A 13,050-nucleotide genomic window follows, 5' to 3' on the forward strand; every position below is an offset into this window, starting at 1 on the left:
TGTTAGACAGATACGATATTCTTGTTCAGTTTAACTATTTCTTCATCCCCAAAGATAGGAAAACAATTAGGAATAGTATCTTGAAAACCTTCTAATTCTACTTCAGATATAGTTATAACCCAAACCAATCTTTCTCCATTACAATAAACTTGTTCTATCTTATGATTAAACTGTTGAAGCTTTTCCTTTAACGGTTTTTCTTCATCTTTATTAGAAAATAAAAGTAATCTCGTCTCGTCAAAATTATTATTTTGTATTGGGGCTTGTAGCTTTACTAAATGACTACTTTTATTGTGAAAGTGAAAAACAAAATCCTCTATCATACTATTCGCCGTTGGCTTCTTTCCTGCACCAGGACCAGTAAAGCTCAAATTGTCGAACCACTCACTAACTACTTGAACAGCATTTGATACACTTTTTATATGTGAAAAACTATGATTCTTCGTTACAAATGCTGGTGCAACACTCCCTTTAATTGTTCCGTTAATCTTCTTGGCTTCCCCAATTAATTTAATCGTAAGCCCTAGTTCCTCTGCAATTGTCACTTTCCATTTTTCGATCTTTGTGATACCAGTGCGTCGTACATTGTATTCCTCAGGCCATTCGCCAAAACAGAGGCGGCTGAGTATTCGAATTTTGTACCAACTGTCAAATCCCTCGATATCATCTGTCGGGTCAGCCTCTGCAAAACCAAGCTCTTGTGCCTCAGTTAAAGCCTCCTCAAACCCTTTTCCCTTTTCATTCATTTCCGTTAGTATGTAATTTGTCGTTCCATTAAGAATTCCTAAAACTTTATGAATAGGGCTCGTAGCTAAATTAGCCTTTAGGGCATTAACAATTGGTATACCTCCAGCAACTGTTGCCTCATATCCTAAAAACGTATCATGTTCATTTGCTAATTCCTCTAATTCCTTCCCATGCTTTGCAACTAACTCTTTATTAGCAGTAATCACAGGAATACCTCTATTTAAAAAACTAGAAACATAGTCCTTTGCTGGTATCGTTCCTCCAATTGCTTCAAATACTAAATCATACTCTTCCTTAAAAAAATCTTCTTCATTATCTGTAAGGAGCGTCTTATCGATAGATAACTCTCTTTCCTTTTCACGATTACTTACTAAGATTTTAGTTATACTAATCTCTTGCTGTAATAAGCTTTCTAACGTCGAACGAGTTTCTTCTATTCTCTCATATACTCCAGTCCCAACTGTTCCAAATCCAATTAAACCTACTGATAACATTATTACTCCTCCTTGATGAACGTGTTTATAGTGTTTCTTGAAAAAAGAAAAAACCTTTCCAGATAAGGAAAGGTTTCTCACGCCTCACTTATCTCTCAGAACTAGATAGCTCTGCTGAAATTAGCACCTTTGTTTGATCCAAACAGGTTGCTGGGCGTCATCGGGTCAGTCCCTCAGCCTCTCTTGATAAGTTCTATATAATTTTTTTAAAACGTCATGTCTTGATGTAGATTATATGTTTTGAAAATTAGAAAGTCAATATTTTTTCAATTATGCGTTAACTTTTTTCTCTTCTTTCCTTGGAACAATTGATAAGTTTAATTCTTTTAATTGAGCTTCACTTACTTCACCTGGTGCATTCGTTAATAAGCAGCTAGCACTTGCTGTTTTAGGGAATGCAATTGTATCACGTAAGTTTGTTTTTCCCGCTAGTAACATAATTAGACGGTCTAAACCTAGTGCAATCCCACCATGTGGAGGTGTACCGTATTCAAATGCATCTAGAAGGAATCCAAATTGCTCTTTTGCCTCTTCAGGAGTAAATCCTAATGCAGAGAACATTTTTTCTTGTACATCACGTTGATAAATACGTTGTGAACCTCCACCAAGCTCATAACCATTAAGAACAAGGTCATATGCTTCTGCACGAACTTTACCTGGTTCTTTATCTAGTAAATCAAGGTCTTCTACTTTCGGACTTGTGAACGGATGGTGTAGTGCCACATAACGTTTTCCGTCTTCATCATATTCAACAAGTGGGAAGTCTACTACCCAAAGGAAGTTGAATTTGCTGTTATCGATAAGTCCTAGCTCTTTACCAAACTTCAAACGAAGAGCTCCAAGGCTATCCCATACAACTTGCTTCTTATCAGCTCCGAAGAATAATAAATCTCCTGGTTCGGCATTTAGCTCCTTGCGAATCGCAGCTGTCTCTTCTTCGTTAAAGAACTTCGCAATTGGCCCTTTTAGCTCGTCTTCTTCGACTTTTAACCAAGCTAAACCTTTTGCTCCATAAATAGCAACAAAGTCTGCTAACTCATCGATCTCTTTACGAGACATTTTCGTTGCAACACCTTTTACATTTAATCCTTTAACAATTCCGCCGTTTGCAACGGCACTAGTAAACACTTTAAAGTTACTATCTTTGACGATATCAGAGAGCTCCACAAGCTCCATGTCGAAACGAGTATCAGGCTTGTCTGAGCCATAACGGTTCATCGCATCATCGTACGTCAAACGTTGGAATGGAAGCTGTACATCTATACCTTTTGTTTCTTTTAAAACATTTACCATCATTTCTTCCATCATTGAAATTAAATCTTCTTTATCCATGAAAGAAGTTTCGATATCGACTTGAGTGAACTCAGGCTGACGGTCAGCACGTAAATCTTCATCACGGAAACAGCGTACAATTTGATAATAACGCTCAAAGCCTGAAACCATTAATAACTGCTTAAATAGTTGTGGTGATTGAGGCAATGCATAAAACTCTCCATGGTGTACACGACTTGGAACTAAATAATCACGTGCTCCTTCTGGTGTACTTTTTGTTAGCATTGGTGTTTCAATCTCTAGGAAACGATTGTTATCTAAGTAATCACGAATCATTTTTGTTGTTTTATGACGTAGCATAAAAGTTTCCTGCATGTCTGGACGGCGAAGATCTAAATAACGGTATCTTAAACGAATATCTTCCGAAGCATCCGTACCTTCTTCAATTTGGAATGGAAGAGCTTTCGAAGCATTTAAAATTGTAATTTTATTAACATGAACTTCTACCGTTCCTGTTGGAATCTTTTCATTAATTGTCTCATCGTCACGCTTTACAACTGTTCCTTCAACATCTAATACGTACTCACTACGAACACGGTCAGCGATTTTCAATGCCTCTTCAGAAATTTCAGGACTGAATACAACCTGTACAATTCCTGAACGATCACGAAGGTCAATGAAAATTACTTGACCTAAGTCACGACGTGTTCGTACCCATCCTTTTAACTGAACCTTTTCCCCAATTGTTTGTTCCGTAATTTCTCCACAGTTATGAGTTCTTCCTATCATTTTACTTACTCCTCCTCGGCTTTTTCTTTCATATAGTTAGCAAATTGGTCAAGGGATACTTCTTCTTTGTCTCCCGTTCCCATTGATTTCACATTAATTTTATTTGCAGCTAATTCATCGTCTCCAATGACCGCTGTGTACTTTGCTTTTAAACGGTCTGCAGCTTTGAACTGACCTTTAACTTTTCTATCTAAGTAATCCTTTTCCGCCGTTAAACCAGCTTGACGAAGCTCAAATAGTAAACTAGCAGCTCGGTCCTTTGCACTTTCACCCATTGCAACAATATAACAATCGATACTTTGTTCTACTGGAATTTCAACATTCTGTGCTTTTAATGCCATTAGCAATCGTTCAATACTTAATGCAAAGCCGATTCCTGGTGTCTCTGGTCCACCTAGCTCTTCAGCAAGACCATTATAACGACCACCACCACTTAAGGTTGTAATCGCTCCAAAGCCTTCTCCTTCAATCATAATTTCAAAGGCAGTATTATTGTAATAATCTAGTCCCCGTACAAGAGTCGCATCAACTTCAAAAGAAATATTCATATCCGTTAAATACTTTTGTACTTTAGAGAAAAATGCTTTTGAATCTTCATTTAAGTAGTTTAAGATGGAAGGAGCTGTACCCATTAATTCATGGTCTCTGTCCTTTTTACAATCTAATATCCGAAGTGGATTCTTTTCTAATCGACTTTGACAATCAGAGCAGAACTCACCAATTCTTGGCTTAAAGTGGTCAATTAATGCATTACGATGAGCTTGTCTACTTTCATCATCACCTAAGCTATTAATCACAAGCTTTAAATTACTTAAACCTAATTCACGATAAAACTCCATCGCCAGTGCAATAACCTCTGCATCAATAGCAGGGTCGTTACTTCCTAATGCTTCAATTCCAAATTGAACAAATTGACGCATACGTCCTGATTGTGGGCGCTCATAGCGGAACATAGGACCAATATAGTAGAGTTTTATTGGCTGACTTGGAGAACCAAATAGCTTATTCTCTACATACGAACGAACAGTAGAAGCTGTACCTTCTGGACGCAATGTTAAGCTTCTATCTCCTCTATCCGTGAATGTATACATTTCTTTTTGAACAATATCTGTCGTATCCCCAACTCCTCGTTGGAACACTTCTGTATGCTCAAATATTGGCGTACGAATTTCACTGTAATTGTATCGTTTGCACAAATCTCGCGCTTTTCTTTCTATGTATTGCCATAACTCTACATCCCCAGGTAAAATATCTTGTGTTCCCCGTGGTATTTGAATCTTCATCTGTTAACTCCCTTTCGTCAAAGTGCAATTACGAATTGCGAATTATGAATTATGAATTATGAATTACGAATTTAAAACAGGTATCTTCTAATTGCCATTTGCAATTCGCAATAGCAATTAATCATTGTTTTTAAATACAAAAAAACTCCCACCCCTGATCATAGTCAGGGACGAGAGTTATACCCGTGGTGCCACCCTAATTGAAGCTATCAATAGCTTCCTCTTTCAAGTAGTTAACGCCTACTACGCTTCTTCCTACTGAGCATGACTGCATTTCAGAAAAAGACCTACAGGGTGTTCATTCATTAAGTGCAATGTAGAAATGCTTACAGCCAAGGCATTTCCTCTCTAAACATGCGTTTCCTTAATTACTATTCCCTATCAAACGGTTTTACTTTTCATCATTTGTTTTCTATCATACGAATCTTCAATCATACTGTCAATATATTTCGATAAAATATAACAGTCGTAACGCACTTTGATAAAAAATTAATTTCTACCTAACTTTTGCTTCAATTGCTTTACTTCACGTAAAGATAAACCAAATTCATCAGCCATTTCTAAGCTTGTCTTTTGATTTTCTTGCTCAATAAATTCATGAAAATTCACGTGGAATAATTGATGGGATTGACTACCAACTGCCTGCTGTCTAAAACCGGATCGCATGTCTCTCTTCCTTTCTTAATCACATTACGATCTAGCTTACCCAAATTTATAAGATTTCTTTCAAATGTTAAAAAAATGTCTGATAATTTATACACTACTCTACTCAGAAATGTCTTTTATTATTTACTCTCCACAATCAACGACACAGGTCCATGATTTACAAGTGAAACATCCATCATTGCACCAAATTTTCCTGTTTCTACGGTAATTCCTTGCTCACGTAGGAGAGTATTAAACTGGTCATAAAGCTTTTCTGCTTGTTCAGGCTTGGCAGCTGACATAAAGTTCGGCCTTCTCCCTTTTCGACAGTCGCCATATAGAGTAAATTGTGAAACAGATAGTATTTCTCCCTCAACATCAAGAAGAGAGTGATTCATTTTCCCATCCTCATCCTCAAAAATACGAAGATTGATAACTTTATCTGCCACATACTTAATATGCTCAATTGTATCCTCATGAGTAATACCAACCAGTAACATTAACCCATGATTTATTTTACCAACAACATCGTTTCCTACAGTAACCGATGCCTGCTTAACCCTCTGTAAAACAACCCGCACAAAAAACACCTCTTAATTGCTAATTGCTAATTGCTAATTGCTAATTGCTAATTGCTAATTGCTAATTGCTAATTGCTAATTGCTAATTGCTAATTGCTAATTGCTAATTTTTTGGCTGTAAACAGCCAAAAAATTAGCAAGCGCTCGTTCTAGCAAAGCTAGAACATCTTTTCAATTCGCAATTTGCAATTCTGAATTCAATTGACCATTAACCATTAAACAATTCATAAAAATTCATAACTCATAACCCATAATTCATAATTAATCAATGAGTAATCCTTCTTACCGAATATATATCTGAAAGCTGCTTAATCCGCTCTACCACTTTATGAAGGTGGTCGATATTATGAATAGAAATTGTCATATGAATTGATGCTACCTTGTTTCTATGGTCTGAACGACCTGATACTGCATTAATATTTGTTTTTGACTCTGTTACTGCCTGAAGTACTTCATTTAATAAACCTCTTCGGTCAAAGGCAGTTATTTCGATATCCACGTTGTAGCTCTTACTAACTAAATGATCCCCTTCCCACTCTACAGGTAGAAGACGGTCTTTTGCTTCATCCGTTTGAAGGTTTGGACAATCGGCACGATGGACAGAAACTCCTCGCCCTTTTGTAATATATCCTGCGATCTCGTCACCTGGAACTGGATTACAGCATCGAGATAGGCGAATTAGCAGATTGTCGACACCTTTCACTCTCACACCTGTACTCGTTCTCTTTTTAGGCGCGATTGCTTGGATTTCTGCAACAGCTTGAGCTAGTGATTTATTTTCTTGTTCTGACTCATTTTGCTTTCTAAACTTTTCAGTTAATCGTGTAGCAAGCTGTTTTGCACTAATTCCGCTATAACCTACAGCTGCATACATATCTTCTTCACCAGCAAAACTGAATTTGTGTGCAACCTCATCAACATTGTCTGGTGTAATAATTTCTTTCGGATCGAAGCCTAGTGCCTTTACTTCCTTTTCAACTGCTTCTCTTCCTTTTTCAACGTTTTCTTCTCGACGCTCTTTTTTAAACCATTGTCTGATTTTATTTTTTGCATGAGAACTTTGCGTAATTTTTAACCAATCTTGACTCGGACCATATGAATGCTTAGATGTTAATACCTCAATGATATCACCAGTGTTCAACTGATGATCGAGAGGAACCATCTTTCCATTTACCTTTGCCCCAATACATCTATTCCCAATTTCAGAGTGAATTCGATAAGCGAAATCTAAAGGTACTGATCCTCTAGGTAACTCAATTACATCTCCTTTTGGAGTAAAAACGAATACCATGTCAGAGAATAAATCAATTTTTAATGATTCCATAAACTCTTGAGCATCGTTAGCATCATTTTGCCATTCAATTATTTCTCGGAACCAAGTAAGCTTGTCTTCTAATGACTTCTTATCATTAGCAACTTCTTTTCCCTCTTTATATGCCCAATGAGCTGCAACCCCGTATTCTGCAATTCTATGCATTTCTTCTGAACGAATTTGCACTTCAAGAGGATCACCATTTGGACCAATAACCGTTGTATGAAGGGATTGGTACATATTGGCTTTTGGCATAGCAATATAATCCTTGAAACGACCTGGCATTGGCTTCCAGCAGGTATGGATTACACCTAAAACTGCATAGCAATCCTTAATGTTCTTCACAATAATTCGAACAGCGAGTAAATCATAGATCTCGTTAAATTGCTTATTTTGTAAAGCCATTTTTCTATAAATACTGTATATATGCTTTGGGCGTCCTGAAATATCAGCATTTACAAGGATATCGGATAAGTTATTTTGTATTTTTGAAATAACTTCATGAATGTATTGCTCTCGTTCTGTTCGCTTGCGTTTCATTAAATTAACAATTCGATAGTATTGTTGAGGATCTAAATAGCGTAGAGCAGTATCCTCAAGCTCCCATTTAATTGTTGATATCCCTAGTCGGTGAGCAAGCGGTGCAAAAATTTCTAATGTTTCATTTGAAATTCTACGTTGCTTTTCTGGAGGTAAATGCTTTAACGTTCTCATATTGTGGAGGCGATCAGCTAACTTAATTAAAATCACTCGAATATCTTTCGCCATTGCGACAAACATTTTACGATGATTCTCTGCCTGTTGTTCTTCTTTTGATTTGTATTTAATCTTACCTAGCTTTGTTACACCATCAACTAGCATCGCAACTTCTGCATTAAAGGCATCACTAATCTCCTCTAATGTAATGTCAGTATCCTCTACGACATCATGTAGAAAAGCAGCTGCAATAGTATCTGGATCCATCTCAAGCTCGACTAAAATTCCTGCTACTTGAATTGGATGCAATATATACGGTTCACCGGATTTGCGATATTGTTCGCTATGAGCCTCTTCTGCAAAATTGTACGCTTTGTCCAAAAAGGCTAAATCCTTGTCAGAAAGATATTTACTTGCTTTTTCTAACACTTGCTCAACTGTCATGGAATCACCTTTTATACTTTCTAATCAGGTACATACTACCCTTTTATATTAGATTTATCTATATTTTTTTACTCATTATAAACATGAGAAGCTTGTACAATATCAACTAACGGAAATACTATGATGTACATAGTTTTACACAAACTCATTAAGATATTTCTTTCTATTATCGTTAAGTTTGGCATCGATGTAAAGGGAATAGGCAGAAAATGTCGATAAAAACAAGTGAAAGGGCTTTCATAGAATAATTATCATTTATCTTTTCCTTTTAAAAGGCTCCCAACCAAATTTTGGACCTCTTTCTTTACCTTATAAAAGAAGGACACTGAAAAAAGATACGATATCCTTTTTCAGTGCCCTCTATCAACTACTCGTACACTTTAGTATTTCATTAATGAAAAAATGTCATGGCCTTTCAGACGTTCACGACCATCTAAATACGTTAACTCGATTAAAAAGGCAATACCGACTACCTCTCCACCTAATTCTTCAACCATCTTTATCGTTGCTTCAATTGTTCCACCCGTTGCAAGTAAATCATCAGCAATAACAACACGCTGGCCTTTTTGAATTGCATCACGATGCATTGTTAAGCTGTCTTTTCCGTATTCTAAGCCGTAATCAACACTTAATACTTCACGAGGTAACTTTCCTGCTTTACGAACAGGAATAAAGCCCTTTTCTAATGAATAAGCAATTGGACAACCAATTACGAATCCACGCGCTTCAGGTCCAACGATTAAATCAGCATTTTTGCTTTTCGCATATTGTGCCATTTCGTCAATAGCAGCCTTATATACCTTACCATCTTGCATAAGTGTTGAGATATCCTTAAAGAGAATTCCTTCTTTTGGATAGTCCTCAACAATTGTAATATGATTTTTAAAATCCATTAGTTCACGTCTCCTTGATTTTTTCCTTTGTTAACACTCGCTCAAACCATTGCTGAAGTTGCTGGTAGGATGAGTATACAAATTCATTTTCTAAGTTAGATTGCTCTGATTTTCTACGATATGTTTTTGAGTCAACTAAATCTTTTTTCTCAGGCTTTTCATTTAGAGTGATTAATCCATTCTCTATTCTAACAAAATCTAATTCAAAAAACACCTTCGTCATAAAATCGACCGTATTTTTGGACCATCCTTTATGTTTTGCCAATTGATGTCCAAATTGGTCTATATTAAAGCTCCCTTTCTTCTTTAAGAACCCATAATACCATTTAAAATTCTCCCTTGTAGGCGCTGTTGAAAAGAAATGTGATTCATTTTGATAAAAAACAGTATATATACGCTCAGGCTTTCTATCATACTCTAGTAAAGACTCTAAACCGCTTGCAGCATCTGGGAGATCTAATAATACCAAATAACGGTCTTCTATGTCTAAATTAGGATATCCTTCATCACCATTAATAATAAGAATCTCATCTTTATATACTTGAAGCATTAGCTGGTCAATCGATTCTTCATGAAAAGCAATAATAACTCTCTTTTCTTTTGGAAGTAGCTCAAGTCGCTCATGTATCCTTTGAACATTTCTCCAATCAAATAGCTGCCACTCATCGACACCCACATCTTCAATCATTAGCTGTGGCTTACAATGTCCATTCCATTCATTGATTGATAGTTTACCAATTGCTGACACTTTAGCAATTGAAGTCACTTCTTCAAACAAATATCCTAAGTGAAATCCAATTCCATCTAATAATGAACCATCCTGTTCAAATGCCACCTTTAAATGATTTTCATCGCTACCGATTCTTCTTATTTGATTTAGTCCAACCTTTTCAATTAGAACCTTAGGTGTTGGGTTACTTACTCCAAACGGTGCTAGCTTGCCCATTTGTTCAATAACATCAATTGATACCTCTTCGATTGGTGTCACTAAATCGACCTTTTGAATCGGAATAAAGTCTTCTTCTGTTAACTTCTCATCTGCTTGGCGATTTAATCTTATACGTAGCTCTTCGATATGTTCGAGCTTCATCGTAAGGCCTGCAGCCATTGGATGTCCTCCAAAATGAGGCAGAATATCCCTACTTTCCGAAAGGTTCTCAAACATATCAAAGCCTTCAATACTTCTAGCAGAGCCTTTAGCTAATCCTTTTTCACTGTCAATGCTCATAACGATTGTTGGTCGATAATATCTCTCAACAAGCCTTGAAGCAACAATTCCGATAACACCAGCATTCCATCCTTCTTTTGCAATTATTAACACATTGTTCTTGTCAGGTGGATAATACTCTTCTACTTCTTGGATTGCTTCTTCAGCCATTTTATTTACTAGACCTTGACGGCTCTTATTTAAGTCGTCAATAAGAGCCGCTATTTCTTCTGCTTCCTCTATACTCTCTGTTGTCAGTAACTCTACAGCTGGATCAGCAGAATCTAAACGACCCGCTGCATTAATACGTGGTCCGATTGCAAAGCCCACATGCTCTTCATTCAGTTGACCATCAATTCCGCAAATCTTTTTCAAAGCACGTATACCTGGCTTAGTTGAAAGATGCAAAGCTTGTACCCCTTTTTTTGCAAATAAGCGATTTTCATCAACTAATGGAACAAGGTCAGCAATTGTACCGATTGCCACAATGTCTAGTAATTCTTCAGGTGGCTTCCCTAATAAAGCATGAGCTAATTTAAAAGCCACTCCAACACCAGCTAGTCCTTTGAATGGGTATGGACAATTAGGCTTTTTCGGATTCACAATCGCATACGCATCTGGCAGAACGGGAGGTGCCTCATGGTGATCAGTTACGATAAAATCTAGCCCAATTTCTTTTGCCACTGACGCTTCGTGCACAGCAGAAATACCCGTATCAACAGTGACAACAAGATTGAAGCCTTCTTCCTTTGCCCACCTTAATGCTGGTTCGTTCGGTCCATACCCCTCCGTAAATCGATTAGGAATATAATATTGAAAATCAGCTCCAAGTTGTTTCATTGTATAAATTAAAACAGACGTGCTACTAACTCCATCTGCATCGTAATCACCAAAAATTAAAATTTTCTCTTGAGTAGCAATACTTTGTTCTATACGTTCTACAGCTTCCTTCATTCCATCAAGTAAAAATGGATCATGATAGCCTGTTTTTTCAATTTCTAAAAATGTTCTCGCTTCTTCTATTGAATTAATACCACGATTTAGTAACAACTTAGCTACAAGTGGCGACAATTGTAATCCTTCTGTTAATTCAACAACCTTTTCTTCATTCGATTGCTGAACTCTCCATCTAGCTTTTGGTTTTAGCATAATAAAAACACCCCTGACCAATCTATTATACTAAAGGCCAACGGGGTGAGCAAAGGTCGATTTTTACCTTTTTTTCTTTATTCTTTTGGTTTTGTTTCTTCTTTGTTATTTGTATCTATCGGTGCTTTTGTTTGACTAGCTAAAGACTTATCAGTTTTATTGTTATCATCTAAGTTAGAATGAGCCTTTTTATCTGCTGACCCCTTCTTCAAACGCTTAATCTCCTGTTGAAGCTGGTAGACCTTCACCATTCCTACAGCACCAACAATTATTCCACCCATTAATACTGAACCTAAAATAACTAAAATTAATGGCCAGTCAGAAACGCCAAACATATAGTTGACACGAACAGGCTCAACATTAATAACGGCAAAAATAGCGATAACTAAAGCTACTACTATTCCAAGAATCAATCCCCATTGTCCTCTCATCGCCAGTTCCTCCTCTTATCCCATCTAAATTTTTTATTCCCTTTTTTTCTCTAAGTAAGGATTAATATGTACACGAACATCCTGTACTAAATTTTCTTCCAATAGCTTTTCCTTTACACGTTTTCCTATTGAATGACCTTCTTGTACAGTTATCATTGGATCGACAGCTACTTTTATATCGATAATAACATAATGCCCATGCTCACGTGCTAAAAACTCATCGACATTGTATACACCTTCAACTGAAGCTGCTACTTTCTTCATCTCAATTGTGTCCTCTTCATGCATCACATGGTCAAGAGTATTATGGATAGAATCTTTTCCAAGCTTATAAGCCATTTTCATAATTAAGACTGCAACAAAAAGTCCAGCAACAGGATCTGCATAGACAAGCCATGGTATTCCGATACTACCACCAATTACTGCTCCACCAATACCTAAAAGAGCTGCAAAAGAAGAAAAAACATCAGATCGATGATGCCAAGCATCTGTCATTAACGCATCACTTTTATACCTTTTACCCAAATTGTACTTATAACGAAACATTAATTCTTTCACAATCATCGAAAAAATTACTGCATAAATAGCAATAACCTTTGGAACTAAAATAGGTTCAAAAAAAGATTTAAAGGCGTTGAGAGCAATCTCAAAACCAACAACAAATAAAATGACTGCTACAATAATTGCCGTTACATTCTCTGCCTTTCCGTGACCATAAGGGTGATCCTCATCTGGTGGCATTTTTGCTGCCCGTACACCGATTAACACGGCAACTGATCCTACAACATCAGAAGCAGAGTGAACCGCATCAGCTATAAGAGCTCTACTATTAGACATAAAGCCTATGACACCTTTGATAATAGCTAAAATAATATTACCTATAATTCCAACCCATGCACCAAAACGAACTTTACGATAGCGTATTTCTTTTTCGTCTAATTCAACCAATAGTCCTCAGCCCCATTTCATTAAATTTGAAATGTTAACCACTAACACCTTTACTACTTTATATTACCCGAGCCATATTGGAATATTCTCGTTATTATATGTATTGGTCTTAAGAACAAAACCGCAAAAGCGGTATTTGTTTGATGCAATGTGCGGAGC

The 13,050-nt window shown here is 36.7% G+C and carries 10 protein-coding genes, 1 riboswitch and 1 other annotated feature; all 10 genes read right to left on the reverse strand.

Annotated elements, in window-relative coordinates:
• Window positions 1-2: 2 nt before the first annotated feature.
• A complete protein-coding gene (locus CD003_RS12400; RefSeq protein WP_096201415.1) occupies window positions 3-1,241 on the reverse strand; it encodes a homoserine dehydrogenase in 1,239 nt (412 codons plus the stop codon).
• A gap of 85 nt (window positions 1,242-1,326) precedes the next feature.
• A riboswitch (SAM riboswitch) is annotated at window positions 1,327-1,434 on the reverse strand.
• 77 nt (window positions 1,435-1,511) lie between these two features.
• Window positions 1,512-3,302 carry an aspartate--tRNA ligase gene (gene aspS / locus CD003_RS12405; RefSeq protein WP_096201416.1) on the reverse strand — a complete coding sequence of 597 codons (1,791 nt, stop codon included), beginning with the start codon at window positions 3,300-3,302 and terminating at the stop codon, window positions 1,512-1,514.
• Window positions 3,303-3,307: 5 nt separating this feature from the next.
• Window positions 3,308-4,585: a histidine--tRNA ligase gene (gene hisS, locus CD003_RS12410; protein ID WP_096201417.1), complete on the reverse strand. Its 1,278-nt coding sequence runs from the start codon at window positions 4,583-4,585 to the stop codon at window positions 3,308-3,310.
• Window positions 4,586-4,748: 163 nt separating this feature from the next.
• Window positions 4,749-4,980: a binding site (T-box leader), on the reverse strand.
• 94 nt (window positions 4,981-5,074) lie between these two features.
• Window positions 5,075-5,251 carry a hypothetical protein gene (locus CD003_RS21890; RefSeq protein WP_179295535.1) on the reverse strand — a complete coding sequence of 59 codons (177 nt, stop codon included), beginning with the start codon at window positions 5,249-5,251 and terminating at the stop codon, window positions 5,075-5,077.
• A gap of 119 nt (window positions 5,252-5,370) precedes the next feature.
• Window positions 5,371-5,811 carry a D-aminoacyl-tRNA deacylase gene (gene dtd, locus CD003_RS12415; protein WP_096201418.1) on the reverse strand — a complete coding sequence of 147 codons (441 nt, stop codon included), beginning with the start codon at window positions 5,809-5,811 and terminating at the stop codon, window positions 5,371-5,373.
• A gap of 265 nt (window positions 5,812-6,076) precedes the next feature.
• On the reverse strand, window positions 6,077-8,263 hold the full coding sequence (locus CD003_RS12420; protein WP_096201419.1) for a RelA/SpoT family protein: 2,187 nt from the start codon (window positions 8,261-8,263) through the stop codon (window positions 6,077-6,079).
• Between the two features lie 380 nt (window positions 8,264-8,643).
• A complete protein-coding gene (locus tag CD003_RS12425; protein ID WP_096201420.1) occupies window positions 8,644-9,156 on the reverse strand; it encodes an adenine phosphoribosyltransferase in 513 nt (170 codons plus the stop codon).
• Between the two features lie 4 nt (window positions 9,157-9,160).
• Complete coding sequence (gene recJ / locus CD003_RS12430; protein ID WP_096201421.1) at window positions 9,161-11,512, reverse strand: single-stranded-DNA-specific exonuclease RecJ; 2,352 nt, start codon at window positions 11,510-11,512, stop codon at window positions 9,161-9,163.
• A 77-nt stretch (window positions 11,513-11,589) separates the two neighbouring features.
• Window positions 11,590-11,943: a LapA family protein gene (locus CD003_RS12435; protein ID WP_096201422.1), complete on the reverse strand. Its 354-nt coding sequence runs from the start codon at window positions 11,941-11,943 to the stop codon at window positions 11,590-11,592.
• A 33-nt stretch (window positions 11,944-11,976) separates the two neighbouring features.
• Window positions 11,977-12,891: a cation diffusion facilitator family transporter gene (locus tag CD003_RS12440; RefSeq protein ID WP_179295536.1), complete on the reverse strand. Its 915-nt coding sequence runs from the start codon at window positions 12,889-12,891 to the stop codon at window positions 11,977-11,979.
• Between the last annotated feature and the right edge of the window lie 159 nt (window positions 12,892-13,050).

This window comes from Bacillus sp. FJAT-45350, from assembly GCF_002335805.1.
Lineage (GTDB): Bacteria > Bacillota > Bacilli > Bacillales > NISU01 > FJAT-45350.